Source organism: Rhizobium sp. HT1-10 (genome assembly GCF_049472505.1).
In the GTDB taxonomy this organism is placed as follows: domain Bacteria; phylum Pseudomonadota; class Alphaproteobacteria; order Rhizobiales; family Rhizobiaceae; genus Rhizobium.
Map to the genome: position 1 here is coordinate 918,347 of NZ_JBCEBQ010000001.1, position 24,317 is coordinate 942,663.

General features: G+C 61.8%; 28 protein-coding genes and 3 tRNA genes. 17 read left to right on the forward strand and 14 right to left on the reverse strand.

Features of this window, described 5'->3' with window-relative positions; genetic code table 11:
* Positions 1-173 precede the first annotated feature (173 nt).
* Entirely contained in the window at positions 174-1,385 is a 1,212-nt protein-coding gene (locus VH564_RS04605) for an N-acetylmuramoyl-L-alanine amidase (RefSeq protein ID WP_423338748.1), read from the forward strand.
* 247 nt (positions 1,386-1,632) lie between these two features.
* Complete coding sequence (locus VH564_RS04610; protein WP_423338607.1) at positions 1,633-4,101, forward strand: penicillin-binding protein 1A; 2,469 nt, start codon at positions 1,633-1,635, stop codon at positions 4,099-4,101.
* A 188-nt stretch (positions 4,102-4,289) separates the two neighbouring features.
* Here VH564_RS04610 and VH564_RS04615 read toward each other — a convergent pair whose 3' ends face one another.
* The 3 genes from VH564_RS04615 to VH564_RS04625 all read right to left on the reverse strand — a co-directional run bounded on the left by VH564_RS04615 (position 4,290) and on the right by VH564_RS04625 (position 6,518).
* Positions 4,290-4,853 (reverse strand): pyridoxamine 5'-phosphate oxidase family protein, encoded by a 564-nt coding sequence (locus tag VH564_RS04615; protein ID WP_423338608.1) that lies wholly within the window; start codon positions 4,851-4,853, stop codon positions 4,290-4,292.
* A 104-nt stretch (positions 4,854-4,957) separates the two neighbouring features.
* The gene (gene greA / locus VH564_RS04620; RefSeq protein ID WP_423338609.1) at positions 4,958-5,440 is read right to left on the reverse strand and encodes a transcription elongation factor GreA; all 483 of its coding nucleotides are present in this window, start codon (positions 5,438-5,440) and stop codon (positions 4,958-4,960) included.
* A 127-nt stretch (positions 5,441-5,567) separates the two neighbouring features.
* Entirely contained in the window at positions 5,568-6,518 is a 951-nt protein-coding gene (locus tag VH564_RS04625; protein ID WP_423338610.1) for an MYG1 family protein, read from the reverse strand.
* Between the two features lie 147 nt (positions 6,519-6,665).
* Between VH564_RS04625 and VH564_RS04630 the strand changes: the two genes are divergently transcribed.
* The 9 genes from VH564_RS04630 to prfB all read left to right on the forward strand — a co-directional run bounded on the left by VH564_RS04630 (position 6,666) and on the right by prfB (position 13,838).
* A complete protein-coding gene (locus VH564_RS04630) occupies positions 6,666-7,010 on the forward strand; it encodes an ArsR/SmtB family transcription factor (protein WP_423338611.1) in 345 nt (114 codons plus the stop codon).
* A gap of 94 nt (positions 7,011-7,104) precedes the next feature.
* Positions 7,105-8,163, forward strand: a complete 1,059-nt coding sequence (gene arsB, locus VH564_RS04635) for an ACR3 family arsenite efflux transporter (RefSeq protein WP_423338612.1) — start codon at positions 7,105-7,107, stop codon at positions 8,161-8,163.
* A 2-nt stretch (positions 8,164-8,165) separates the two neighbouring features.
* On the forward strand, positions 8,166-8,588 hold the full coding sequence (arsC, locus tag VH564_RS04640; protein WP_423338613.1) for an arsenate reductase (glutaredoxin): 423 nt from the start codon (positions 8,166-8,168) through the stop codon (positions 8,586-8,588).
* On the forward strand, positions 8,563-9,288 hold the full coding sequence (gene arsH / locus VH564_RS04645; RefSeq protein ID WP_423338614.1) for an arsenical resistance protein ArsH: 726 nt from the start codon (positions 8,563-8,565) through the stop codon (positions 9,286-9,288). The genes arsC and arsH overlap by 26 nt, the downstream gene beginning before the upstream one ends.
* Complete coding sequence (gene arsK / locus VH564_RS04650) at positions 9,285-10,499, forward strand: arsenite efflux MFS transporter ArsK (RefSeq protein WP_423338615.1); 1,215 nt, start codon at positions 9,285-9,287, stop codon at positions 10,497-10,499. The genes arsH and arsK overlap by 4 nt, the downstream gene beginning before the upstream one ends.
* A gap of 157 nt (positions 10,500-10,656) precedes the next feature.
* Positions 10,657-11,166, forward strand: coding sequence for a hypothetical protein (locus tag VH564_RS04655; protein WP_423338616.1), 510 nt, complete (start codon positions 10,657-10,659; stop codon positions 11,164-11,166).
* Positions 11,167-11,237: 71 nt separating this feature from the next.
* Complete coding sequence (locus tag VH564_RS04660) at positions 11,238-11,756, forward strand: hypothetical protein (protein ID WP_423338617.1); 519 nt, start codon at positions 11,238-11,240, stop codon at positions 11,754-11,756.
* A 79-nt stretch (positions 11,757-11,835) separates the two neighbouring features.
* Positions 11,836-12,618, forward strand: a complete 783-nt coding sequence (locus tag VH564_RS04665) for a TIM barrel protein (protein WP_423338618.1) — start codon at positions 11,836-11,838, stop codon at positions 12,616-12,618.
* An 88-nt stretch (positions 12,619-12,706) separates the two neighbouring features.
* Positions 12,707-13,838 (forward strand): peptide chain release factor 2 gene (prfB, locus tag VH564_RS04670; protein ID WP_423338619.1). Its coding sequence is split into 2 segments (ribosomal slippage): positions 12,707-12,775 and positions 12,777-13,838, totalling 1,131 coding nucleotides; the frame shifts between segments, so codons are not numbered across the junction.
* Between the two features lie 135 nt (positions 13,839-13,973).
* Here the strand turns inward: prfB and VH564_RS04675 are convergent.
* Both VH564_RS04675 and VH564_RS04680 read right to left on the reverse strand, forming a co-directional pair.
* The gene (locus VH564_RS04675) at positions 13,974-14,471 is read right to left on the reverse strand and encodes a hypothetical protein (protein ID WP_423338620.1); all 498 of its coding nucleotides are present in this window, start codon (positions 14,469-14,471) and stop codon (positions 13,974-13,976) included.
* 28 nt (positions 14,472-14,499) lie between these two features.
* Entirely contained in the window at positions 14,500-15,273 is a 774-nt protein-coding gene (locus VH564_RS04680) for an NAD kinase (protein ID WP_423338621.1), read from the reverse strand.
* A gap of 210 nt (positions 15,274-15,483) precedes the next feature.
* Between VH564_RS04680 and VH564_RS04685 the strand changes: the two genes are divergently transcribed.
* Entirely contained in the window at positions 15,484-16,107 is a 624-nt protein-coding gene (locus VH564_RS04685) for an IMPACT family protein (protein WP_423338622.1), read from the forward strand.
* A 152-nt stretch (positions 16,108-16,259) separates the two neighbouring features.
* Complete coding sequence (locus tag VH564_RS04690) at positions 16,260-17,312, forward strand: 3-deoxy-7-phosphoheptulonate synthase (RefSeq protein ID WP_423338749.1); 1,053 nt, start codon at positions 16,260-16,262, stop codon at positions 17,310-17,312.
* Positions 17,313-17,458: 146 nt separating this feature from the next.
* Here the strand turns inward: VH564_RS04690 and VH564_RS04695 are convergent, their stop codons facing one another.
* The 3 genes from VH564_RS04695 to VH564_RS04705 all read right to left on the reverse strand — a co-directional run bounded on the left by VH564_RS04695 (position 17,459) and on the right by VH564_RS04705 (position 18,376).
* Complete coding sequence (locus VH564_RS04695; protein ID WP_423338623.1) at positions 17,459-17,620, reverse strand: hypothetical protein; 162 nt, start codon at positions 17,618-17,620, stop codon at positions 17,459-17,461.
* A 118-nt stretch (positions 17,621-17,738) separates the two neighbouring features.
* On the reverse strand, positions 17,739-17,942 hold the full coding sequence (locus tag VH564_RS04700; RefSeq protein WP_423338624.1) for a hypothetical protein: 204 nt from the start codon (positions 17,940-17,942) through the stop codon (positions 17,739-17,741).
* A 182-nt stretch (positions 17,943-18,124) separates the two neighbouring features.
* Positions 18,125-18,376 (reverse strand): hypothetical protein, encoded by a 252-nt coding sequence (locus tag VH564_RS04705; RefSeq protein WP_423338625.1) that lies wholly within the window; start codon positions 18,374-18,376, stop codon positions 18,125-18,127.
* A gap of 499 nt (positions 18,377-18,875) precedes the next feature.
* Between VH564_RS04705 and VH564_RS04710 the strand changes: the two genes are divergently transcribed.
* Positions 18,876-19,016 carry a hypothetical protein gene (locus VH564_RS04710; RefSeq protein ID WP_423338626.1) on the forward strand — a complete coding sequence of 47 codons (141 nt, stop codon included), beginning with the start codon at positions 18,876-18,878 and terminating at the stop codon, positions 19,014-19,016.
* 74 nt (positions 19,017-19,090) lie between these two features.
* On the opposite strand, the gene VH564_RS04715 is transcribed toward VH564_RS04710, so the two are convergent.
* The 3 genes from VH564_RS04715 to rlmB form a co-directional block, all read right to left on the reverse strand.
* Positions 19,091-19,166: transfer RNA gene (locus VH564_RS04715), tRNA-Thr, on the reverse strand.
* Between the two features lie 145 nt (positions 19,167-19,311).
* Positions 19,312-20,010, reverse strand: a complete 699-nt coding sequence (locus VH564_RS04720) for an AprI/Inh family metalloprotease inhibitor (RefSeq protein ID WP_423338627.1) — start codon at positions 20,008-20,010, stop codon at positions 19,312-19,314.
* 32 nt (positions 20,011-20,042) lie between these two features.
* Positions 20,043-20,951 (reverse strand): 23S rRNA (guanosine(2251)-2'-O)-methyltransferase RlmB, encoded by a 909-nt coding sequence (rlmB, locus tag VH564_RS04725; RefSeq protein ID WP_423338628.1) that lies wholly within the window; start codon positions 20,949-20,951, stop codon positions 20,043-20,045.
* Positions 20,952-21,162: 211 nt separating this feature from the next.
* On the opposite strand from rlmB, the gene VH564_RS04730 reads away from it, so the two are divergent.
* Together VH564_RS04730 and VH564_RS04735 are read left to right on the forward strand one after the other, a co-directional pair.
* Positions 21,163-21,247: transfer RNA gene (locus VH564_RS04730), tRNA-Tyr, on the forward strand.
* 23 nt (positions 21,248-21,270) lie between these two features.
* Positions 21,271-21,344: transfer RNA gene (locus tag VH564_RS04735), tRNA-Gly, on the forward strand.
* 49 nt (positions 21,345-21,393) lie between these two features.
* Here the strand turns inward: VH564_RS04735 and VH564_RS04740 are convergent.
* From VH564_RS04740 to VH564_RS04750, 3 genes are read right to left on the reverse strand one after another with little or no spacing between them, the layout of a single operon-like run.
* Complete coding sequence (locus VH564_RS04740; protein ID WP_423338629.1) at positions 21,394-22,194, reverse strand: hypothetical protein; 801 nt, start codon at positions 22,192-22,194, stop codon at positions 21,394-21,396.
* Between the two features lie 17 nt (positions 22,195-22,211).
* Positions 22,212-22,559 (reverse strand): hypothetical protein, encoded by a 348-nt coding sequence (locus VH564_RS04745; protein WP_423338630.1) that lies wholly within the window; start codon positions 22,557-22,559, stop codon positions 22,212-22,214.
* Positions 22,556-22,723, reverse strand: coding sequence for a hypothetical protein (locus VH564_RS04750; RefSeq protein WP_423338631.1), 168 nt, complete (start codon positions 22,721-22,723; stop codon positions 22,556-22,558). The genes VH564_RS04745 and VH564_RS04750 overlap by 4 nt, the downstream gene beginning before the upstream one ends.
* Before the next feature lie 110 nt (positions 22,724-22,833).
* Between VH564_RS04750 and VH564_RS04755 the strand changes: the two genes are divergently transcribed.
* Positions 22,834-24,315 (forward strand): DUF3383 family protein, encoded by a 1,482-nt coding sequence (locus VH564_RS04755; RefSeq protein ID WP_423338632.1) that lies wholly within the window; start codon positions 22,834-22,836, stop codon positions 24,313-24,315.
* The last annotated feature ends 2 nt before the right edge of the window (positions 24,316-24,317 follow it).

Genomic DNA, 24,317 nt, shown 5'->3' on the forward strand with positions numbered 1-24,317 from the left:
CCGCGTGTCCCACGCTCGTATGACAATTTCATGAGGCCCGTTTGACGGACGTGATCGGTGCGCGGCTGCGGTAGCACAAGACGGCTTCGAGGTCTTGGAGGGGATGGTAGAATGACGGGAACGGATTGTTGAGCGCCAGGCAGATCGGCATCACTTTGGGCGCGTTCGTCGGCATGGTCCTGTCGGTGCTGGCGCCTGCATCGACCGCATCCGCGACCGACATCAAGGGCGCGGCGCCTGCCGCCGCCGCCGTTGCCGACCCCATCCTTGCCTATGGTGCCCGCATTGCCGGCGACGATGCGCGTACCCGCGTGGTCATAGAGCTTGACCGGGCGCCGTCCGTCGCGGTCCATTATCTTGCCGATCCACCCCGCGTCGTTGTCGATCTACCGGCCACCGCCTTCGGTTTCCCGGCGAAAGATCTCGATGCCCGAGGCCTGTTTACCGCCATCCGCTATGGCACCATGGACAAGGACAGCGCGCGCATTGTGTTGACGGCTGCAAAGCCTGCCAAGCTGGTGATGGCGCGGGTGCAGCAGAACGAGAGCGGCAAGGGATACCGCCTGGTGCTGGATGCCGAGATGGTGCCGCCTGAACAATATGCCGATCTCGTTCGCAAGCAGACATGGACCGACGAGGATACCGCCGCGGATGTCGGACCCGTGGTGCCGGTCGAGAACGTCAAGCCGAGCGACTTTCTGATCGCCGTCGACGCGGGCCATGGCGGCATCGATGCCGGCGCCATGGCAAGCGATGGTTCGACCCCGGAAAAGCAGATCACGCTCGCTTTCGCCAAGGCCTTGGCTGAAAAGCTCAACGCGCAGCCCGGCATCAAGGCTTTCCTGACGCGCGACAGCGACGCCTATCTCTCGCTCTCTCAGCGCGTGACCATCGCCCGCCAGAACCACGCAGCTCTTTTTATCTCGCTGCATGCGGACACGCTGAAGCAGAAGGATATTCGCGGGTCGACGGTTTACACGATCTCCGACCGGGCGTCGGACCGCCTTGCCGCCGACGTCGCCGACCGCGAGAACTCATCCGACAAGCTGGCCGGGACCGAAACCAGGACAACGCCCCCGGTGGTGGCCGATATTCTGATGGATCTGACCCGACGCGAGACGCAGGCCTTTTCGGTGTCGCTTGCCCAGGATGTGCTCAACTCATTCAACGGCCAGATCGCGATGATCAACAATCCCCATCGCTATGCAGGCTTCCAGGTGCTGACGGCGCCGGATGTCCCCTCGATCCTGGTCGAACTGGGCTTCCTGTCCAACAAGGAAGACGAAAAATTGTTGCTCGACGATGCTTGGCGGGCAAAGCTCGTAGATCGTTTGGCCGAGGCGGTCAGGCAATACCGCGCGGTAACGGTCGCCAATGGTGGTTGAATGGCGTATCGTGGCTTCCGTGCCACAGGTCTGCCGGAAGGTCCGGCACGGGCTGGAGATTGAGGCGGGAGAGCCCTATTTCGCTCACATTGCCGCCGCTGAACGGAAGTAAGAGTGGGTATGGCGCGGCAAGAGACTTTTGTCGCCCGCAATCTCTTGCTAATGCGCAACGCGCGTGCAAAACGCCCGGGTATGCGGACATCTTGCATGCGCGCCGAATTTTTACAGAGACACTGGTAGCGATGACATGGTCAGACTGATTGGATATTTCTTTGGCATGGCCTGCATCCTCTTCGTCGGGGCGGCAGCGGCAGCGGCGGTATATCTAAGTATCGTCTCCAAAGACCTGCCGAACTATGAAGTCCTGGCCAATTACGCGCCGCCGGTGACCACGCGCATCCATGCCGGCAACGGCGCGTTGATGGCAGAATATGCCCGCGAGCGCCGCTTGTTCCTGCCGATCCAGGCCATTCCCGACCGTGTCAAGGCTGCGTTCCTCTCGGCCGAAGACAAGAATTTCTACAATCACGCGGGCGTCGACGTGACCGGTCTCGGCCGCGCCGTCCTCGTCAACCTGCAGAATTTCGGCTCCGGGCGCCGGCCGGTCGGCGCTTCGACCATCACCCAGCAGGTCGCCAAGAACTTTCTCCTGTCCTCCGACCAGACCTTCGACCGAAAGCTGAAGGAGGCTATCCTCTCCTTCCGCATCGAGCAGGCCTACTCGAAGGACAAGATCCTCGAGCTCTATCTCAACGAGATCTATTTCGGCCTCAACGCCTATGGCATCGCGTCTGCGGCGCTGACCTATTTCGACAAGCCGGTCACGGATCTGACCATCGCCGAGACCGCCTATATGGCGTCGCTGCCGAAAGGTCCCGCCAACTATAATCCCTTCCGCCATGCCGATGCCGCTATCGCGCGCCGCAACTGGGTGATCGACCGTATGGTCGAGAATGGCTATGTCAGCCAGGCCGACGGCGAAGACGCCAAGAAGCAGCCGCTTGGCGTTGTCTCGCGCCGGTCCGGCGCCTCCGTGGTGGCTACCGAGTTCTTCTCTGAAGAGGTCCGCCGCCAGATCATCGACAAGTATGGCGACAAGCAGCTGTACGAAGGTGGCCTGTCGGTGCGCACCTCGCTCGATCCGCAGTTGCAGATCGAAGCCCGCAAGGCTCTGCAGGACGGGCTCATCGATTATGACGAGCGCCGTGGCTATCATGGCCCGATCAAACAGATTTCCACGGCCACCGATTGGGGCATGGAATTGTCGAAAATTCCGCCGCTGTCCGACGTTCCGGAATGGAAGGTCGCCGTCGTGCTGGCGGTCTCGAACGAGGGCGTCGATGTCGGTCTGCAGCCGGACGTCGATCCGGCCGGCAAGCTGTCGATCGAGCGCAAGCGCGCGACGATTGCGGCTGCCGACATGCGTTGGGCGTTCCGCGCCGCTGGCCCGAACGGCAAGACGGTCAAATCTCCCTCTGGCGTGTTGTCGCCTGGCGACGTCGTCTATGTCGAGAAGCTGGCCAATTCCACCGGCTACCGGCTGCGCCAGCCACCGAAGGTCCAGGGCGGCCTGGTTGCCATGGATCCCCATACCGGCCGTGTTCTGGCGATGGTCGGCGGCTTCTCCTACGGTCAGTCGCAGTTCAACCGCGCCACGCAGGCCATGCGTCAGCCCGGCTCGTCGTTCAAGCCGTTCGTCTATGCGGCGGCGATGGATAACGGCTACACCCCGGCTTCTGTGGCGCTTGACGATCCGATCGAGATCCAGCTGTCGAACGGCACCGTCTGGCGTCCGGAGAACTATGAAGGTGAGGGCGGCGGCGCGCATACGCTGCGCTTCGGCATCGAGCATTCTCGCAACCTGATGACCGTGCGGCTGGCGAACGACATGGGCATGAACCTCGTTGCCGAATATGCCGAACGCTTCGGCATTTACGACAAGATGGCGCCTGTGCTGGCCATGTCGCTCGGTGCGGGCGAAACGACTGTGCTACGCATGGTGTCGGCCTATTCGGTCATCGCCAATGGTGGCAAGCAGATCAAGCCGACCCTGATCGACCGTATCCAGGACCGCTACGGCAAGACCATTTTCAAGCATGAGGAGCGGGTCTGCGACGGATGCAATGCCCCCGATTGGCAGAATCAGCAGGAGCCGACGATCGTCGACAACCGTGAGCAGGTTCTCGATCCGATGACCGCCTATCAGGTGACCTCGATGCTGCAGGGCGTTATCATTCGCGGTACTGCTGCAGGCAAGATCAAGCTCAACACGGAAGTTGCCGGCAAAACCGGAACGACGAACGACCAGAAGGACGCCTGGTTCGTGGGTTACACGCCGAATCTCGTCGCCGGTCTCTACGTCGGATACGATACACCGATGGATCTCGGTCGCGGCGTACAGGGCGCGTCGCTGGCAGCGCCGATCTTCAACGAGTTCATGCAGGCTGCCACCAAGGACGAGCCACCTGAGAAATTCGTCGTCCCGGCCGGCATGACAATGGCCTCGGTCGATCGCCAGACAGGCATGGCGGCCCAGCCCGGCGATCCGAACGCCATCGTCGAGTCCTTCAAGCCCGGTACGGGCCCCGCCACGACCTATACAGTTATTGGCGCGGGCAATTCCGGCGGCGAGGTACAGCTGGCACCAGAGGAAATTCTGAAGACTTCCCCGCAAGCCAACCAGGCTGTCACCTCCGGAAGCGGCGGTCTTTATTGATCGTGGAATGACCGGGCCTTTTTTGATCGAAGGCTCGTTGCGCCCCCGGTTTGGCGGAACGACGGTATGGCGAGGATTCCAGACGCCGTCCCAAGCATCGTTTCCGATGCCACCCCAGGCTTTTCATCGAAACTCAGGGGCGTCCCACCTAGCAAGAAAAATGTTCTGCGCTTCTACGGCAAGCGATTTCACGCCTTAGGCGCCTCAAACAGTCCCGTCGGAAAGCCATCGAGACTGACCTGGTTCTTTTCACGCCAGTAGTCTTCGATCCCGTCGACGCCCTTGGCCTTTGCCCAGGCATCCATCTGGGTGCGCTCTTCCTGATAATCGAACAGCGGCACGCCATAGCCGCAGGATGTTTGCACAAGATCGAAATCGAGCCGCACCATCTGCCGTGCACCGAGCGGTGCGTTGCCCTCGAACTGGTCCTGGAGCATTGCGGCGAATTCGTCGCTGTCGCGGTGGATAACGCGACCCTTGCCGTAAAGCCGCATGATCAAAGGCGGGCCGGTCACGGCACAGAACATGATGGTCAGGCGGTCGTTGATCCTCAGATGAGCGGCGGTCTCATTGCCGCTGCCGCTGCGGTCGAGATACATCGCGGCATTGTCGCCGAGGATGCGGAACAGGTCGGTGCTGCGCGGCGACATGTTGACGTGTCCGGTCGGCGCGGCCGAGGCGGTAAAGAACATATGCTGGGCTGCAATGAAGCGATGGTGATGCGGTTCAAGCGTCGGAAAAAATTTGGCCATCACCAAGTGTAGCGGCGCGCGGAAACGCTGCCAAGACAGAGAGTTGCGATAAATTTGTGACGGGCTGGCAGCGCTGCGCAGGTGCGGTCGCCTGAGGACGCCCGTCAGGCGATAGAGATGATCTCGAGCTCGGCATCGCCGATAGCAACGGCATCGCCAACAGCCTTGCCCATGAGCAGGCTTGCCACCGGCGAGACGAACGACATCGACCCGGACTTTGGGTCGGCCTCATCCTCGCCGACGATCCGGTAGGTCTGCACCCGACCGTCATCACGGCGGAAGGTGACGGTGTTGCCGAAGCCGACCGTCTCGTTGTTGTGCGTTGCTGGCATCAGCTGGGCGCTGCGAAGCCGCGCCGTCAGGTAGCGGGCGTCGCGCAGGGGATTTGCCGTATGGCGCCGCCGCTCGTTGACATCGTCGATCGTGCTGGCCGCCTCATAGGCCGCGCGGGCCTCTTTCAGCTGTTGTTCCAGAGCCTGCAGGCCGGCTTCCGTCACGAGATTCGGATGAGGCGATATCGGCCGATCGGGCAGCAAGGTTTCCGATGCGGTTTCGAAACTCTCTTCCTTGGTGAAGGCAACAGCCACTCTCGAACTCCAAATCATTGAACGGCCGCGCGCCTCAGGCGGATCGAGCCTCACCCGGTATAGGTAGGCTTTTCAAGGCAGATTTCCAGCGTTTGCTGCAGTCGGCAGCCCGCGATCCGCGGCTGCATCATGCCTCGGCGACATTCGCGTCGGACTTCAGGCCGATGGCAAGCGCTTCTTCGACGGCGATCTCGGCAAGCGCCAGTGCTGCTTCGCGCGTCCGGGCAGCGGCAATGAAGCGGCCGTTATGGCAGAAGCTCGCGCCGCTGACGCCGGAAGCGGCCTCCAGATCGCCGTTGGTGAGTCCGGCCCAAGCAGCCGGCAGGTCGGCCCTTAGCTCAAAGCCTTCGTCAAAGCGCCGGATGCCGGTCAGGCACCAGTCCTTGTCGCGTGGGTGAACGACGAACAGAAGCCGCTCGGCCTTGGCCTTGAGGATCGCCGGACGGAAGGGCATTCCCATCGGCAGTTCCAGGATACGACTGTCTCCGGCTGCAACGATCGCCTGGTGGACAAGCGATTCAGCGCGAAGCTTGGCAGCGCTGCGGGCAATCCGCGCCTCGACGAAGCTGCGCGCGATAGCCAGCGCCGCGTGGAAGCTACGGTCGTCGGCCTCTGGGTCGGTCTCGTCGAAGGCCGGTTTCAGTGTTTCGAGCAGAGCCGGCAAAGTCAGCCCGGCCAGCGGCCCGGTCGGGCTCAGCGCGCCGTTGTCCATCAGGTCTATCGGCAGCACGAAGCTGCCGTCGAAGGAGGCATGGATGGCCGCGACATCGACATAAGGAATGTCGAGTGCAGCGAGATAATCCAGGCCGTAGTGCTTCCAGATCAGGCCGAACGAACTGAAGGGCTGGCCGTCGTCCCTGAGCGGCGCACCGCGCTGATGGTGATCGAAGATTTGCGCCGCGGCGTCGTAACTGCCGCCGACGTCGTAGATGATGCGGTCCGCGCCGGCGGTGATCCATTCCAGCGCGCGGCTGCGGACGATCCGCGCATTCGGAAAGAGCCGCGTTAGAATGACGCTCGACAGCAGTTCGTCGGCATGGAAGCCACCGGAATGGGTGACGAGAAATTCAGGGGACATGCCGATATGTGCCTCATGTTCGCGGAAAAATTGCGGTTGATGGTTCCAGATACGCAATGCTGGCTGCGATCTCAACCCATGCCGCTCACTTTGACGATCGTCAGGGAGTGGGCTTGACAGCCTCAATATATCCATTACTCTGGATATATGGAATCAAGTAACGCCATCATCGCTTTCTCGGCGCTCGCCCAGTCGACCCGTCTGGAGACGTTCCGGCTGCTGGTGAAGAGCGAGCCGCAGGGCGTGCCCGCCGGTGAGCTGGCGCGGATGCTGGACGTCCCGCAAAACACCATGTCGGCGCATCTGGCGACCTTGTCGAGGGCAGGGCTGGTCAAGAGCGAGCGACGAAGCCGCTCGATCATCTACCGGGCCGATTTGGAAGGTTTCGAGCAGCTCACCCTGTTCATGATCAGGGACTGCTGCGGCGGCGATGCTGCCCTCTGCGCGCCGCTGATGTCGAGATTGATCCCGCGATGCAGCGACGAGTGTTGACCATGAGAAAACTTTGCATGCCCCTGACCAATGCGTGGCGACTGTGTTGGCTGAATTCCGCTTCATCCCGCCGTCGCCCACAGGTTGATTGATCATGTCGCTGTTCGAACGCTATCTCACCGTTTGGGTCTTCCTGTGCATCGTCGCGGGCATTGCGCTCGGTCATCTGTTTTCCGGGCTCTTCCGTGCCATCGGCCTGGCTGAGGTTGCCGGGGTGAATATTCCCGTCGCCCTGCTAATCTGGCTGATGATTATCCCGATGCTCCTGAAAATCGACTTCGGCGCACTCACCCGGGTTGGCAGATACTGGCGCGGCATAGGGGTTACCCTCTTCATCAACTGGGCAGTAAAGCCATTTTCGATGGCATTGCTGGGCTGGCTTTTTATCGGTTGGCTCTTTCGTCCGCTGCTGCCTGCCGACCAGATCGACTCCTACATTGCGGGTCTCATCATTCTCGCCGCAGCCCCCTGTACGGCTATGGTCTTCGTCTGGTCGAATCTCACCAGGGGCGAACCTCACTTCACGCTGTCGCAGGTGGCCCTCAACGACGCTATCATGGTCGTCGCTTTCGCACCCATCGTCGGCCTGCTTCTGGGGCTGTCGGCGATCACCGTACCTTGGGGCACGCTGATGACGTCGGTTGCGCTCTACATCTTGATCCCGGTGGCGATCGCCCAACTCTTGCGTCGCAGTCTTGTTTCCGGTGGCAGTACGGCGCGTCTCGAAAAACTGTTGGCGACGCTCCAGCCGCTGTCGCTGGTCGCTCTCCTGGCGACGCTGGTATTGCTCTTCGGTTTTCAGGGGGAGCAGATCATCACCCAGCCAACGATCATCGTCCTGTTGGCCGTACCGATCCTGATACAGGTCTATCTCAATTCAGGCTTGGCTTATATCCTGAACCGCATGTGGGGGGAGCAACACTGCGTTGCCGGACCCTCTGCACTGATCGGCGCCAGCAACTTCTTCGAGCTCGCGGTTGCATCCGCCATAAGCTTGTTCGGTTTCCAGTCGGGCGCGGCCTTGGCCACCGTCGTCGGTGTGCTGATCGAGGTGCCCGTCATGTTGTCCGTCGTCTGGATCGTCAACCGTTCGAAGCCCTGGTATGAACGCAGCGCCTCGGTTTCCCGCAACATCCGTGAAAAGGAGGCATGACCATGGATGTCACCATCTACCACAATCCTGCATGCGGAACCTCACGCAATACGCTGGCCCTCATACAAAATGCGGGCATAGAACCAACCGTGATAGAGTACCTGAAGACACCTCCGTCGCGGGCAGAGCTCGTTGCGCTGCTGGCCGCCGCAGGTCTCTCGCCACGCGAAGCTCTCAGGCAAAAAGGCACGCCCTATGAGGCGCTCGGTCTCGGCGACCCATCGCTGACGGATGACCAGCTCCTCGACGCCATGCTGGCGACCCCTGTTCTGATCAATCGTCCCTTTGTCGTGTCGCCGCTCGGCACGCGGCTTTGCCGTCCCTCGGAGGCGGTGCTGGATATCCTGCCCGACACCCACGCCGGCGCCTTTACCAAGGAGGACGGGCAGGCGGTACTTGATGAGAAGGGCAAGCGCCTTGTCTGATTTCCCCGCCGCTGATCTTCATCACATGAGAATGCCCGATCTCGAGGCGCTACGACCTGTCGTCTCGCTGCACAGGCCCCGCATCCTCATTCTCTATGGTTCACTTCGAGAGGTCTCCTACAGTCGCCTCCTTTCCCACGAGGCCCGCCGGCTGCTCGAGCATTTCGGCTGCGAAGTCCGCATCTTCGATCCCCGCGGACTGCCCTTGCCGGACGAGGCGCCGGCCGATCATCCGAAGGTCGCGGAACTCCGTGAGCTCTCGCAATGGTCGGAAGGGCAGGTCTGGGTCAGCCCGGAGCGCCACGGTGCGATGACCGGCATCCTGAAGGCGCAGATCGATTGGCTCCCGCTCTCGATCGGTTCGATCCGCCCGACGCAGGGCAAGACGCTGGCGGTCATGGAAGTTTCCGGAGGCAGTCAGAGCTTCAACGCGGTGAACCAGATGCGCATCCTCGGGCGTTGGATGCGGATGATCACCATCCCCAACCAGTCGTCCGTCCCCAAGGCGTTCGAGCAGTTCGATGCTGCCGGGCGCATGAAGCCGTCGCCGCTCTACCATCGCGTCGTCGATGTCTGCGAGGAACTGGTGAAATTCACGCTGCTTACCCGCGATGCCTCGGCCTACCTGACGAACCGCTATAGTGAGCGTAAGGAAGAAGCCGAGAAGCTCGAATCGCGGGTAAACCTGAAATCCATATGAGACACGACGCCTTCCCATTTCCGGCCGTCATCGGTCTCGGCGTGACACAGATTGTCGGCTACGGCACGCTCTATTATTCCTACGGCATTCTCGCGCCCGACATGGCGCGGGATTTCGGCGTTTCCGTCGAATGGATGTTCGGCGCGCTGTCGGTCGCATTGCTGATCGGCGGCCTCCTGTCGCCCTGGCTTGGCAAATGGATCGACCGATTCGGGGCGGGCAGGATCATGGCGATCGGATCGCTTGTGGCGGCACTGGCCATGGCGGCCGCTGCCCTTGCTCCGAGCCGCATTGCCTTTGCCGTCATCCTCGTCTTCATCGAGGCCGCCGCCAATTTCGTCCAGTACGGGGCCGCCTTCGCGCTTCTTGTGCAGATCAATCCCAATGTCGCGCAGCGCAGCATTACCTATCTGACGCTGATCGCCGGTTTTGCCTCGACCATCTTCTGGCCGATCACCACTGCGCTGCATGCTCATCTCTCCTGGCGGGACGTCTACCTGGTTTTTGCCGTCCTCAATCTTGCGACATGCCTGCCGATCCACGCCGCGCTCGCCTGGGCATCGGGCAAGGCGCGTCGGGGTAGCGCCAAGTCTGCGCCGCCGCATGTGGTGGGAACACTGGCGGAAAACGAGAAGCGCGGCGCCTTCCTCCTGATGCTGGTCGGGTTTTCGCTGTTGTCGCTGGTCAGTTCCGCCATCCTTGTCCACATGGTGCCGCTGATGTCGTCGGTCGGGCTCGGAGCAATGGCCGCCCTCGTCGGCACCATGTTCGGACCGGCGCAGGTCGCCAGCCGGGTGATCAATATGGTTTTTGGGCGCAGGCTTCATCCGCTCCTGCTGGCAGCGCTATCGTCAGCCCTGATCGCTGCCTCGCTTGTGGTGCTCGATCTGACCGCGCCTTCGACGGCAGGCGCCATCCTCTTTGCCGTCCTGTTCGGTTTCGGCAACGGCATATTCAGCATCGTCACAGGAACGCTGCCACTCTATCTTTTCGGCAGTTCGGGATATGGGCAGCGGCAGGGAAAGATCATGTCCGCACGCCTGATCGTCGGTGCGACGGCACCATTCGCCTTTGCTGTGGCGCTGGGATCGGTGGGGGCGGCAATATCGCTCAGCGCTGTTGCTGCGCTTGGTGGCCTCGCCATGATCAGCTTCCTGCGCATAGGAAGAATTGGCGCCGGATTGCGGCTCTTCTCCGCTCGAGCCGGGTAGGGTCTGCCGATCTTGGGTCCGGTGACTGCCCGTCCGTTGCTTGCTTGGCGCAAAGCACGCCTTGGATGCAGATACCTTTCGACCGACAAAGCAAAGTCGGCTAGGGTTTGCAAAAGCACCAACTGCTTCGGCCGAAGCACCTGCACGGACGATAACGATGACGGGTATTTATATAATCGTGGTGATGATGCTGGTCGCCGCTGTCCTTGTCTGGCTGAAGCGCGGCAAGGGCACGCAGCGTTCCGCTATGTTCCAGACATCGGGCGTCTCCTATTTCAAGGTTCTGCTGCGCCAGCGCGGCATCGACGTCTCGCGCATCCCGGATGCAGCGCTGTCGGACATCATCCGCGCCAAGATTTCTGCGGCGAAAAAGCAGGCGACCATCGCCGGCATGGCGGACGCATCCCGCAACGCCAAGAACTGGCGGATCATTCTGGTGAAGTCGCTGGAAGCCGAGGCTACCCTGATGGTCTCGCTGATGGCCGCCGGGCCGGAGGCGCACCCAAGCTCCGACGCGGCGATTGCGCTGACCAAGCACGGCGTATTCACGGCGAAGAAGCCCGCAGCCCTGACAGGCATGACGCCGGAACAGTTCCTCGAAGCGACGCGACGCGGAACGCTCTATTCGGAGCTCGGCGAGCGCCGCGCCAAGCGCGAAACCTCCTGACCGTCCAGCAGCGTCGACAGCCCGACCGCCGGACGAGGCACATCCCCCTTAGTTGAAAGACCTCAAAGCCCATGACCGCTGCACTCTTCGCGGACTACGTGACCGACCTGAAAGTCCTGCTCGACGAGATCGACTCCACGCCTGAGAACTTCCGATCCTTCGATCTTCACATCGATCTCGCCCATAAGGGCTTGTTGTTCGTTTACGAAACAAGGCGGAAGCTCGGGCAGACCGACAGCATCTACTACGCCCGGATGGCCAAGACCGGCGCCAATAAGCAGGTCTCCCAGAAGACCGCCTATGATGCGGTGAGCGCTTTCCTTGGCTTGGGTCAGTTCCTGGCGCTCAGCGGAAACTTCACTGGCGCCGACGGCGCCGAGGGCACAACCGTCGAAGGCGACTACCCCACCTGCGCGATCGCCTTCACCTATCGCCGCACAGGCATGCCGAAAGCCCGCTCGATGCGGCTGATCTTTCTCGGCTTCAGTACCGATGAGGCGGCAGTGGCGCATGCCGAGAGGGTTGCCGACACTCCGACGCTCATCGACATGCGCCCCTTCCATTCCGATCGTGTCTGGGAGTGGAAGTAATGGCTCTGCCAAGGCGGTTGCCGCACGGCGACCAGTGAAGGGCCGCTCTTCAATCCCGAACCAAGAACAGGTGATCACCATGAAAGCGCCTTTCCAACTCGCCGCCTGCGCCGAAATGCTTTGGCGCGATCAGCCCATCGAATGGCGTGCAAGCCGGTTGAAGGAGTTGGGCTTTGGCGTCGGCCTCTGGAACTGGCCCCCGCACGACCTCAAGAAGCTCGAGGCGACGGGCGCCACCTTCACGATCATGAACGGCTATCTCGAGGGCCGCCTGACCGACGACGAAGGGGCCGACCTGTTGCTGCAAAGCGCGCGCGAAACGGCTGAGGTCGGAAAGCGTCTCAACGTCCAGCGCCTCAACCTGCATGGCACGGGGCTTGGCCCAGGCGGCCTGCCTATCCGGCCTGCGGAGGTGCTGACCGGGGCGATGTGGATGAAGGCGCGCGATACACTCTGCCGCATCGTCGATCTGGCGGAGGAGGAACAGGTTACCTTCACGCTGGAAAACCTCAATTTGCTCGTCGATCATCCCGGCGTGCCCTTCGGCCGGGCCGAAGAGACGCTGGCCCTCGTCTCCGGCATCGATCATCCAAGATTGCAGCTCAACCTCGATCTCTACCATGCGCAGATCGGCGAAGGTAACCTGATCGAGCTCTGCCGGAGATCCTTGCCATGGATTGGCGAGATCCAGGTAGCCGACGTCCCGGGACGCCTCGAGCCCGGCACTGGAGAAGTCAACTGGAAAGGCGTTGCCCGTGCTCTCAAGGCCATGGGCTATGCTGGACCGGTCGCGATGGAAGCCTATGCCTCGGGTGACGCAGAGGCGGCGCTGGATGCCTTTCGGGACGCTTTCACCGTGTAGCCTGAGGTCAACGGCCTAGAGCGGGCTTTACATCCGCAGCCTGCCTATCTATGTGACGGGCACCATCAATCGAACCAGAAGCGAGACCATGCGCGCCGAAATCGAGAATATTGTCGACGAAATCAAGCAGGCCATAAGCCTGCTGAGGAGGCATCTTTGACTGGGATCAGGCCGTAAGGCGACTGGACTGGTTGAACAATAAGGCAGAGGATCCCAACCTCTGGAACGATGCCACCGAGGCACAGAAGCTGATGCGCGAGCGTCAGAACCTCGAAGACAGCATCAATGGCGTCAAGCTGCTCGAACGGCAGGTCGACGACAACATCGAGATGATCGCGCTCGGCGAGGAAGAGGGCGATAGCGATATCGTTAGGGAAGCCGAGGACAGCCTGAAGCTGCTGCGCACCGAAGCGGCCCGCCGCCAGGTCGAGGCAATGCTATCGGGCGAGGCGGACGGAAACGACACCTATCTCGAAGTGCATTCCGGCGCTGGCGGGACGGAAAGCCAGGACTGGGCCAACATGCTGCTTCGCATGTACACCCGTTGGGCGGAGAAGCAGCGCTTCAAGGTCGAGTTGCTTGAAGTCCATGACGGCGAAGAAGCCGGCATCAAGTCCGCGACCCTGCTGGTCAAGGGCCACAATGCCTATGGATGGCTGAAGACCGAGTCGGGCGTCCACCGCCTGGTGCGTATTTCGCCCTATGACAGCAATGCGCGTCGGCACACGTCCTTTTCTTCCATCTGGGTCTATCCGGTGGTGGACGATTCGATCCAGATCGACATCAACGAAGGTGATTGCCGGATCGATACCTATCGCTCGTCCGGCGCCGGCGGTCAGCACGTCAACACGACGGACTCGGCCGTTCGTATCACCCATATGCCATCAGGCATCGTGGTTGCCTGTCAGCAGGAGCGCTCACAGCACAAGAACCGGGCAACCGCCTGGGAAATGCTGCGTGCCCGTCTGTACGAAGCGGAACTGAAGAAGCGGGAAGATGCGGCCAATGCCGAAGCGGCGTCGAAATCCGACATCGGCTGGGGCCACCAGATCCGCTCCTACGTGCTGCAGCCATACCAGCAGGTGAAAGACCTGCGCACCGGCGTCGTCAGCACGGCACCGGACGACGTGCTTGACGGTGAGATCAGCCCCTTCATGGAGGCAGCGCTCGCCCACCGCATCAGCGGTGCCGCCGATGCCGCCGTGGACGATATCGACTGACCACTGCAGGCTGACCTTGCTGAACACCTTACCCTCGCGGCTCCGGCTGCGGGGGTTTTCATTTCGGGGGCACGGGCGTTGGGCAATCGGCTAACATTGCGATGACGATTGTCTCGCGATGCGGAGATGTCGGCGCTAAGGCGCCTTCTCGACGGTGATCTCGCCGAGTTCGTCACGCATGACATTCCAGGCCTCGGCATCGGCATCCGCGTCGGTCTTCAGGAAGACGGTGGCAAACAGACCAGGCTCGCGGATGATGCCGCCGGAATTTTCCGGACGGATATCGGTGACGATCGCTCTCAAGGCCGTGATATCGGTGAGCTCGGTCGTCGACAGAACTTTCGGCCCGTCTTCGGTGGCGACGATCTGCTGCAGGTAGACCCTTGAGGTTCTGTCGGCCTGCCGGACGGCGTAGAGCTTGTAATAGCCGTGCCGCGCCTGCTTGGCGGCGGTCGCTTCGCCCGGTGCAGGTTCGGCGGCCGGCATGGCTGCGGCGTCGTCCTGCCAGTAGCCGGTCGAGGTCGAGGCGATGATGCCGGCCGGCAATGCGATATCCTCCGCCCGCGATTCGGTGATGGCGACGGCGGTCGTCAGCAGCGCGGCCAGCAGGGGCGCGTGAAGGGCGTTTCTCATGGGCTTGCTGCCGCCTGCGCGCTGTGGGTCAATCGGAAAACTGCTCGGCGAGGATCCGGTCGGACCAGGAGCGGTCGGGATCGGACAGGATGCGGGCCGTGGTGTCCTGCGTCTGGGCGATGCGCACGCTGAGCACCGATTTGACCTCGGTGTTATCGGCAACGGCATTGACGGGGCGCTTCTCCGGCTCGAGCACGGTGATATCGACGGTGACCTTGTTCGGCAGCAGCGCCCCGCGCCAGCGGCGCGGCCGGAAGGCGCTGACCGGCGTGATGGCCAGCAACGGCGCTTCGAGCGGCAGGATCGGCCCGTGGGCGGAAAGATTGTAGGCGGTGGAGCCGGCCGGCGTCGTCACCATGAGGCCATCGCAGATCAGCTCCTCCAGCCGCACGTGGCCGTCTATTTCGACGCGCAGCTTGGCGGCCTGATAGGATTGCCGGAAGAGAGACACCTCGTTGATGGCCAGCGCCACCGATGTGGTCCCGTCGGCATTGACCGTGCGCATTTCCAGCGGATGGAAGGCATTTTCCACCGCCGAATCGATCCGTTCGGCCAGGTTCCCCACACGATAGTCGTTCATCAGGAAGCCAACCGAACCGCGATTCATGCCGTAGACGCGCTTGCCGGAGTTCATAGTGTTGTGCAGCATCTGCAGCATGAAACCATCGCCGCCGAGCGCCACCATGACATCGGCCTCCTCCTGGGGCGCCTGACCATAGAGAGCGATGAGCTCCTCACGCGCAGCCAGTGCCTCGGGCGAGGTCGAGGCAAGAAAGCAGAGGGACTGAAATGTGCGCGGCATGCAATATCCTTCAACAATATCCGACTAGGTAAAGGATAACACCCCCGTGCGACAAGCCGTTTTCGGCTCGGCAAGGATTATCGCCGCGCGGCTGCAAGCGGACGTTGCGGGGAGTATCCGCATCAGACCTCTTTGCCGAGCGAGACTGGTCAGCGGCCACGGAAGCCTCTAAACCGAAGCGGCAATTCCACCTTCAAAGACCTCAGATCGATGTTTTCCCTCAGCCAGCCAAGCACCTTCGAGCAGTCCATCAAGAAGAGCCGGTTCCGTGCCGTTGCGGTCGCCATCGCTGACGAAGACGATGCAAGAGCGCAGCTGACGGTGCTCTGCGATGTCGCCGCCACCCACAACTGCTGGGCATGGCGTCTCGGGCAGGTCTACCGCTTCAGCGACGACGGTGAGCCGAGCGGCACGGGCGGCAAGCCGATCCTGCAGGCAATCGACGGCCAGGCTTTCGACCGCGTGCTCGTGGTCGTGACTCGCTGGTTCGGGGGCGTGCTGCTCGGCACCGGCGGACTGGTACGGGCCTATGGCGGCACGGCCTCCGCGTGTCTCAGAGTTGCGGAGCGGATCGAGGTGCTGCCGATGGTATCCGCCAGTGCCATCGTCGGCTTTTCCGACCTGGCTCTTGTGAAGGCGCGGCTGTCGTCGATCTCCCATCTCAGCATTCTGGCCGAGACCTTCACCGACAGCGGCGCGGTGCTGGCTCTGGCGGTTCCTGAGCGCGAGGTGGGATCGGCCGCGGCTCTGGCATCCGACAGCAGCAATGGACGGGTGCAGCTCGACTTCAGCCCCGGACCCAAGGTGGCCAACGAGGAAGGAAGCGGAAGTTAGCCTTCCATCGGTGGGCCGCTCGACCGGCGGCAAAGCCGCCGTCACGTCCCGGATTTCCGCCATGTACCGACAACATGCCCAGAATTGCAGGCGACGGCTTCCGTTTTCAATCGGTTTTGACTATCAGTCTGCCGTCACCTGTGAGGAGTTTCATCGTGCAGACCACCGACGATCTACGCATTCTCGAGATCACGCCGCTCAGCCCGCCGTCGCGTGTCGTTGCCGACGTACCGTGCTCGCCAGTCTCGGCCGAAACCGTGGCGGCCTCGCGGGCCTCCGTGCATCGCATCCTTGCGGGCGAAGACGACCGTCTCGTGGTGATCGTCGGCCCATGTTCGATCCATGACCCGATCGCGGCCATGGACTATGCAAGACGGCTGGTCGAGGGGCGCAAGCGGCACGAGGGCGAGCTGGAAATCATCATGCGCGTCTATTTCGAGAAGCCGCGCACGACAGTCGGCTGGAAGGGGCTCATCAACGACCCGCATCTCGACGGCAGCTTCAGGATCGAGGAAGGCCTGCGGATCGCCAGGCGCCTGCTGGTCGATATCAACGATCTCGGGTTGCCCGCCGGCTGCGAGCTGCTCGATACTATCACCCCGCAATACATCGCCGACCTCGTCAGCTGGGGCGCGATCGGTGCCCGCACGACCGAAAGCCAGGTGCACCGCGAACTTGCCTCCGGCATGTCCTGCCCGATCGGCTTCAAGAACGGCACGACCGGGGATGTGCGCGTGGCGCTCGACGCGGTCACCGCCGCCTCGCAACCCCATCATTTTCCCGCGGTCACCAAGGACGGCCGCGCCGCCATCGCCTCGACCGCAGGCAACGAGGATTGTCACCTCATCCTGCGCGGCGGCAAGGTGCCGAATTTCGACGCCGAAAGCGTTGCCGCAGCTGCTGCCGAATCGCTGAAGGCCGGCCTGCTGCCGCGCATCATGATCGACGCCAGCCACGCCAACAGCGGCAAGAACCCCGACAACCAGCCCGCCGTCATAGACTCGATCGCCCACCAGGTGGCAGCCGATGACCGCCGCATCATCGGGGCGATGCTCGAAAGCAATCTCGTCGGCGGCCGCCAGGAGCTTGTCGCAGGCAAAGAGCTGACCTACGGCCAGAGCGTCACCGACGGCTGCATCGACTGGGAAGCGACGGTCAAGGTTCTGGATGTGCTGGCGCGGTCGGTAAAAACGCGCCGGGGATGACGCGCTTCAGCATCCACTGAAGAGTGGTAGCTCCGCTGTCTGACCTGCCGCAAAGAGACGCGCCAAACGGCTGAGAATCTATGGAGCGGCTCCGAAGGCCGCGCCAGACATGCGCGGCGGCGCGACCACACGCGGCGTGCCGATCCTCAGATCGAGCCGTTCTTGCGGAAGGTGATCACGTAGTCTTCTGTTTCGATGGCGCCGGGCCGCGTGACTGGGGCCTTTGCCGCCTTTTCCTTGGCGGCGGCTTTCTCGATCATCTGGCCAAGACCGGCCAGGGACTTTTTCTTCGGCGGTTCTTCTGTCATCTCGTTCCTCGCAGGTGATGCCAGCTACCTGTTGCCATGGCGCCAGCCAAGAGGCAATGGCCGACCTGACACCCACGATATCGGAAGGTCACGGTTGACCGCGCCGGTCCGTCGCAGCCTAGAGCTTCGACGACGGGTCGGTCTCGCCGACATCCGCGTCGGCACGGTCTTCCACGATCGCCTTGGCAAGCTCTGCGGCGCGCAGACGCGCGGCACTTTGCAGCAGTTGCGCAAAAGCCCGCTGCGGTACGCCGTCCGCCTGCAGGACCTGACCAATCAGAGGGTCGGCCGCTGCTTCATGGATAGTCAGTTCCTCACCCATCGATCCACTCCCTGTTAATTTTGTCTGAACGTAACGTCCATCGGTGTCGAGATTGAGTCGGAACGCGTTTCTCGCAGACGATCACCGACAGCCCGTCACCGACGCACGAAATCCACATCGCTTGCATAGTCGCCTTTTCAAGCGACCGAACGGGGCCAGCGCGATGTCGTTGAGATCCGCTATTAAGGGCTGTTTTGCGATGGCGCCGGTTGGGAGACAGCGCCGCTCTGGTTGGCGCCGCCATTCGGCGCCGGATCGGTTCCGGGACCTCGGGTGAAGACAAACAGCGCAATACCGGCGGCAAACAGGCCCGCAACCGCCAATCCCCACCAGGATAGGCTGGTCCCCCTGCCGGACACCCCTCGGGCCTGACCCTCATAGGGCGTTTCCGGCGCGGTGGCATCATCATTGTTGTTGTCGATCAGCTTGGCCATGGTCAGCGGTTCCTGCGAGTGTCCGGAGAAAACACGTCTCGAGGGCCGTTGTTCCCTTATCCCCGCAGACCGAACGGGTCATTCTGCAGGTTGCCGGTCAAGTCGCCAGATCGAGCTGGACGGCAACCTCCGCCGGCTCCGCTTTCACCTTCTTTGCGCTCCGAGACTTCACTTTCCGACCCGACGCTGCAACGGGCTCCTCCAGATCGGGAATAAGCAGCGGGCTGGCGGGAACCCCATCCGCGCCCGCCTGCTCCAGGCTCGGCACAACGGGGATTTCAGTCGCTCGACGGGGCGGCGTGGACGTGGGTTTTGCTGCTTGAGGTGCAAATCGAATCATCAGATGGTGTACTCCACAATGTTCCTATTATGTTCACATCGGGCGCCGGCGAAGTCAATCGTTCGTATGTCTGTTCATGCATAACATTGTCGACTCGCGATGGCGCATTAGGTATCCCGGCATGCGATCGAAAAGGGAGGGACCGTCGTGGACGACAATGTGATAAAGTTCAAACCCAAGCCGCCCGTCAAGGAACCGCGCAAACTGTCCCGCTGGCAGAGAAAGCTCGTCATCATCGCCTTCGTCTGCGCCGTCTTCGGGGTCATCTACGTGAAGAACTGGATGACCGGGCAGGGATAGCTATCCGGGCCTCGAGCGCCAGATGACGTAAAAGGTCTATGCGCTGAGGTATTGGGAATCGAAAATGGAAAAAATGGTGCCCCCGACAAGGTTCGAACTCGTGACCCCCTGATTACAAATCAGGTGCTCTACCAACTGAGCTACAAGGGCGGCAGAGGGCGAAATAGCAGATTCTCGGCGTCTGTAAAGCGGAAATCGATGGACCGGGTCTGCTTTTGTTGCTGGGCGCAATATGCAAGGATCTCAGAATCGTATCCACGCGGCCGGGGTCCCGGTTTGGCTGAACGTTGCCAGCCTAAGGCTGGCGCACCAGTTTCAGCGGCTTGCCGCCGTCTTCCAGCGACCGGTCGAATGTCCCGTCTGCCTTCATGTCGAAAGACAGCGTCGTGCCGTCATCGCTCATCAGGACGATGCCGAAACCTTCCAGTGCCCACCAGACGAGCTTCATATCCTTGATCTCGGGCGCGCAGTCACCATTCGGTGACAGCTTGGTCGTGCCGTCGCCGTCCTTGTCGGCCGAAAGCTTCAGGGCGCAGATCGGCTGCGTTCCCTCGGGGCGCTGGATCGCCCAGTTGCCGGCGATGCCGTCGATGGTCGGAACGTGATCGATCGTGCCCAATGCCGGCAGCAGCCACATCGGTTCGCCTTCTTCCGTCTCCCAGGGCGAGCCTTCGTCCTGGATGAAGCTCACCAGCGTCTTCTTGGCTCCGTCGAGCACCGTCAGCGTCCCGTCTTCACCGAGCGACCAGGCCGATGCTTTCGCGAGCGCCGGGATTGCCGTGGCGCAGGCATCCGCGCCGGTAAGCCCGTAGCCGCCGGCGACGGGCGTCGTGGTGAAGGTCATCAGGCAGCCCTTGGCGCCGTTCTGCGGGGCCGCAAGCCAGCTGCCGGCCTGCGCCTTCAACTGGTCGGCATCGGCGGCCTGGGCAGTGCTCAAACCGGTCAAGCCTGCGAATGCGGCGGCAAAGACCGAAAGGGCAAGGATATGTCGCACGGCATTCTCCATCGGCGGCGGCAGTAGGGCGGTTATGCTTTCAGAAACGACCGTGCTGCATAGAGCGCGATTGCGGCGGCATTGGAGACGTTCAGCGATTTGATCGTGCCGGGCATGTCGAGGCGAGCAAGGCTGTTGACGGTTTCGCGTGTCTTCTGCCTCAGGCCCTTGCCCTCGGCGCCGAGCACCAGAGCCACCTTGTCGCCGGAGAAGGTGCCTTCGAGCGGCGCCGGGCCCTCCGAATCGAGGCCGATCGTGGTGAAGCCAAGCTTGTGCAATTCGCCGAGCGCGTCGGAGAGGTTCGTCACCTGGATATAGGGAATAAGTTCGAGCGCGCCGGAGGCGGACTTCGCCAGCACACCCGATTCGGTCGGGCTATGGCGCATCGTGGTGATGACGGCGCCGGCGGCAAAGGCCACGGCCGAGCGCATGATGGCGCCGACATTATGGGGATCGGTCACCTGGTCCAGTACCAGCAGCAGCGGGCTGTCGGTCAGCGCGGAAAGCTTGCGCACCGGCAGCGGCCGGGTTTCCAGCATGACGCCCTGGTGGATCGCGTCGGGGCCGAGGATCTTGTCGAGGTCCTGCGGCGAGACCATTTCGACCGGGTAGGGCAGCTGGTCGACGGGGCCGATTTCCAGGCGCACCAGCGCATTCTGGGTCACCGACAGCTTCAACAGCTTGCGCTCCGGGTTGTCGAGCGCGGCGCGCACGGTGTGCAGGCCATAGAGCTGCACGAGATCAGGGGCGATCGGCGCGGGCTTCCAGTCGTCGCCGGCAGCGCGCTTGCGCTTCTGCGGCATCGGCGTCGGAATTTCTCCGCGTTCGCGCTTGGCGTCGCGGTGCGCGCGGCGCAGCGTTGCGTAATGGGTATCCTTTTGCGAATGATCGCCGGACGGGGTTTCTGGGCCGGTAGGGCCGGGGGCTTTATCTTTGCTCATGCGGCTTTATACCGAGCGTCGGGATAAGCGCCTAGTCCTTCTTTCGTGTTGGGCGGCGATGGTCGACCTTTCCAGACAAGAGAAAATAATTTCGTCATTTTTGCCCGTTGATCGTGTTGACACAGCGAAGCGAGGCGGTCATATACGCGGCGCAGTCAAGGCGGCAACGTCGGGTCTGCCAGACTTGGTCGCCAAGATCCGGATGGAATCTGGAGGGATGCCCGAGTGGTTAAAGGGGACGGACTGTAAATCCGTTGGCTCAGCCTACGTTGGTTCAAATCCAACTCCCTCCACCATTCCGTCATTGGATCTTGCACCCGCGGGTATAGCTCAGTGGTAGAGCAGCAGCCTTCCAAGCTGAATATGCGGGTTCGATTCCCGCTACCCGCTCCAAGTATTTCAATGACTTACAAAAACGGCGTGTCACTCGTGTCAGTTCATGTCACTCGCGGTTTTTCTGCCGCGCTGCTGCCGTCTTGCGGCTAGCTTCCAATCCATCCCCACGGCTATAGCGCCTTGTCGTTTTCGTGGTGGTATGGGTGGCGAGATCACGGGCCGCCTCTAGCGATCCAGTCGCCTCTACAGTCTCCGAGACAGCCCCAGCCCGCGAATCCATCGACCAAACATTTGGTGGGACGCCGGCCGCATCGCGAACCTTGCGATATTTTTCGCTGTATCGGTTTTCCCAATATGGCTTGCCAAAGTCCTCGTCGATGACGACAGGCCCAATATCCGGGATTTTATAGGCCTTCATGGCCTCTTGCACGAGCGCATAGCCTTTCAGATCACGCGCTACCGCGGCGCCTGTCTTGCTCGTTGTCAACGTGAGGATCATATCCTTGGATATGTCCTTGGCCATCAGGCCAGTCCAGCGGAACTCCCCACCACCTTCTACCGGCGCATATTCTCCGATCACATCGATTCGGCGCAAAGCCGTCTCGAACTTCAGCGCTTCGACAAAGCCGATCGACGGGCACTCAAGCTCGGCACTTTTCTTCACGATGGCCAGGCACTGGTCATAGGTCATGGTGACCGTTCGTGCCTTCGGCTGCTCAAATCGCATGTCGGAAAGAATTTCACGGGCGACAGCGCAGCCGTGGAGGCGTTCTCCCGCGCCGTAAGAGATCACAAGCCGCAGAAGCTTGATCGCGCCTGACGCCCTCCGGTGTCCCTTCTTGCGCCATTCCGAGAACCATCTGTTGAAGTCAGATGCCTTCAGCGCGTCAATTCGGCGTGTACCCACGGCTTTCACCAACACCCTTAGGCTCGGTTCATAGTCTCGGATCTTGGTCGAGTGCTTGACGCCATGCAGGGTGCTCGTCGGATCATGGCGGTAAAGATCGACCAGAGATTTGATCGTCCCATCAAACACCGGCGCGGCGCCGAGGTTGAGGGGTCCATGACATCGCTGTACGGATAGGTAGCAATCTTGCCGGTCGGCATCTCGTCGCCGGTGTCAATGTCGACGACTGCCGAACCTTCCAGGCATGTAGCATGGCATGTGCCTTCCGTGATGTCGGTTGCGCAGATGTCTTCCGGCTTGAAGGGGACGGCGCAGATCGGGCAGGTTTCGACGTCGGCGGCTGCTGGTGTTGAATTGTTGCTCATGCTTGGCGCTCCTTCAGACGATTGACCGCCGCTAGGCCGGCCATGATGCGTGCGGATGCAAAGGCGACAGCTTCATCGCCGAGGGTGGAGTAGGCCATCCACAGGGCTGCTGCGGTGGCGTGAGGGTCTATCCCGGTCTCAAGCCAGAACTGCTCCTCGTTCATGGTGTGTTGTCGACGGCTATGCTCGTTCCGCTGCTTCCGTCGTCCTTTCCTCGGCAACCAGCTACTCGGCTGCTGCCGCCCTGATCCAGACCGCGCTCAACGCAACGCCTGTGTCGGCCGCAACCGTAACCGGTGCCATTGCTCCAGCCACGGCCTCGGTCACTGCTTCAATCGCCGGCAATGTGATCTACGTCACGGCGGTCTCGTCTGGCACGCTGGTTCCGGGCGCGATCATCGCAGGCACGGGTGTGACTGCGGGTACCCAGATCACGTCGCAGATCAGCGGCACCACCGGCGGCATCGGCACATATGCGGTCTCGGCAACCCAGGTTGTCGCAAGCGGCACGATCACGGCGTCCTACGGCGTCCTGACGGTCTCGGCTGTGTCCACCGGCACGCTGTCCGTTGGACAGACGTTGAGCGGCTCCGGCATCACCGCAGGCACGCAGATTGTCAGCCTGGGCACAGGTACTGGCCTTGCCGGGACTTACAATGTCCAGACGTCGCAGACATTTGCCAGCGGCGCTGTCACAGCCTCGTCAACATCTGTGGTCGTCAGCTATGACACTGTCTCGGGTGGCTTCGTTATCACCTCCGGCGTCACCGGCGCGCCATCCACGATCGCATACGCAACCGGCACGCTGGCCGCCGGCATCTACCTGACCTCGGCTACAGGCGCCGTGGTCTCTCAGGGTGCTGCCGCAGCCACGCCCGCCGCGTTCATGACCAATCTGACCCAGATCACGCAGAACTGGGCAACGTTCATGACCATGTTCGATCCGGACAACGCCTCAGGCTCGGTTCAGCGGCAGGCCTTTGCCACCTGGAACAACGCCCAGAACAACCGCTACATGTACGTCGTCTGGGATACCGACGTCACGCCGACGCAGAGCAACAACGCGACCTCGAGCCTTGCCAATATCCTCCAGGCATCGGCTGTGAGCGGGACGCTGCCGATCTACGAGCCAAGCGACCAGAATATCGCTGCGTTCGTCTGCGGGATGGTAGCCTCGATCGACTTCGACGCCACCAATGGCCGCATCACTCTAGCCTATCGTGGCCAGGATGGTCTGGTAGCCGGTGTAACCACGGCAACGGCTGCGTCCAACCTTGATGCGAACAGCTACAACTTCTATGGCGCCTATGCCACGGCCAACCAGCAGTTCCTGCTGTTCCAGCCAGGCAGCGTCACCGGCAAGTTCCAGTGGGCCGACAGCTACGTCAACCAGATATGGCTGAACAACGCTCTCCAGCTGGCTCTGATGGAGCTTCTGCAGAACGTCAACTCGGTTCCCTACAATCAGGCCGGCTACGAACTGATCAAGGCGGCCTGTTCGGACCCGATCAATGCTGCTCTGAACTTCGGCGCCATCCGCACCGGGGTATCTTTGTCCAATCTGCAGATCGCCGAGATCAATTCGGCTGCCGGCACGAAGGTCAGCGATATCCTTCAGTTGCAGGGCTGGTACCTGCAGGTGCTCGACGCCACGCCGCAGGTCCGCCAGGCGCGCACCACACCGCCGATCAACTTCTGGTACCTGGACGGCGGCTCGATCCAGCAGATCGTTTTGAACAGCGTCGAAGTCCAATAGTC